General features: G+C 71.1%; 1 pseudogene. It reads left to right on the top strand.

The annotated features are described in order from the left end of the window. A pseudogene (locus tag OS124_RS0123220) lies at nt 1-1757 on the top strand (glutamine-synthetase adenylyltransferase); the annotation flags it as partial.

Below are 1757 nucleotides of genomic sequence, written 5' to 3'. Positions count from 1 at the left end.
CCCGCCGAGGCGCGCCCGGCGCTGATCCGGGCGGTGCGCAAGATGGCGACGCTGCTCAGCGAGCCGACGGGCGAGGGCTATGTCTTCCGCACCGACCTGCGGCTGCGCCCCGACCCTTCGGTCACTCCGGTCTGTGTCGGCATGGAGGCCGCCGAGCGCTACTACGAGAGCCTCGGGCGCACATGGGAGCGCGCGGCCTATATCAAGGCACGTCCCTGCGCCGGGGATCTCGACCGCGGCCAGCGCTTCCTCGAGGGGCTCAGGCCCTTCGTCTGGCGGCGGCACCTCGACTATGCGGCGATCCAGGATGCCCATGCGGTGCGCCTGGCGATCCGCGACAGCAAGGGCACCCACGGGCCGCTCTCGCTGCCTGGTCACGACATGAAGCTGGGGCGCGGCGGCATCCGCGAGATCGAGTTCTTCGCCCAGTTCCACCAGCTGATCGCCGGCGGACGGGACCCCTCGCTGCGGCTCAGGGCGACGGTGCCGGCGCTGCAACAGCTCGCTGTGGCGGGCTGGCTGCCCTCTGACGCCGCCTCGGCGCTGGTCGATCACTACCGCGCGCATCGCGAGGTCGAGCACCGGGTGCAGATGATCCACGACGCCCAGACCCACAAGCTGCCCGGCAACGGCGAGGGGCTGGCCCGGCTGGCCGCGCTGATGGGCCGCGACGAGGCGGGCCTTAGCGACGAGTTGACCCGCCGCCTGACCGAGGTGCACGAGATCACCGAGGCCTTCTTTGCCCCCGACAGCCCCGAAGAGGTCTCCGAGGCCGCGCTGCAGAGCACCGGATTTGATCCCGCCATGCTGGAACGCTGGCACCACTACCCGGCCTTCGCCTCGACCCGCGCGCGGGAAATCTTCAAGCGCCTGCGCCCGCAGCTTCTGGCCTCGCTGGCGCGCGCGGCGAAGCCGGAAGAGGCGCTGCTGGCCTTCGACGGCTTCCTGAAGGGCCTGCCCGCCGGGGTGCAGCTGTTTTCGCTCTTCGAGGCCAATCCGCAGCTGATCGACCTGATCGGCGACATCTGTGGCACGGTGCCCGAGCTGGCCTTCTTCCTCAGCCGCAATTCCGGCGTGCTGGACGCGGTGATCGGCGGGTCGTTCTTCGACCCCTGGCCGGGCAACGAGGTGCTCTCGGCAGGGCTGCAGCAGGTACTGGCGCGGGAAGAAGACTACGAGGCCAAGCTGGACGCGGCCCGGCGCTGGCAGAAGGAATGGCATTTCCGTATCGGCGTGCATCACCTGCGCGGGCTCATCCCGCCCGAGGAGGCGGGGGCGGAATACGCCGCCCTTGCCGAAACGGTGCTGCAGGGGCTCTGGCCGGTGGTCCAGGCGGAATTCGCCCGGCGCCACGGCGCGACACCGGGGCGGGGGGCGGTGGTCATGGCCATGGGCTCGATGGGGGCGGGGCGGCTGAATGCGCGCTCCGACCTCGACCTGATCGTAATCTACGACGCCGATGGCCAGGAGGCGTCCGAGGGGCGGCGCCCTCTGCCCTCGCGGGTCTATTACGCGCGGCTGACCCAGGCGCTGGTGACTGCGCTCTCGGCGCCGATGGCCGAAGGGCGGCTCTACGAGGTCGACATGCGGCTGCGCCCCTCGGGCAACCAGGGGCCGGTGGCGACTTCGCTGTCCTCTTACCGCGACTACCAGCAAGGCACGGCTTGGACATGGGAGCACCTGGCCCTGACCCGCGCCCGCGTGGTTGCCGGCCCCGAGGCCCTGGCCGCCGAGGTCATGGCCTTCCGCGACGGCGT

The organism is Oceanicola sp. S124 (assembly GCF_000220565.1).
Lineage (GTDB): Bacteria > Pseudomonadota > Alphaproteobacteria > Rhodobacterales > Rhodobacteraceae > Pseudooceanicola.
The sequence above is the reverse complement of the archived record's forward strand: the minus strand, read 5'-3'. Positions and strand labels throughout refer to the sequence as shown.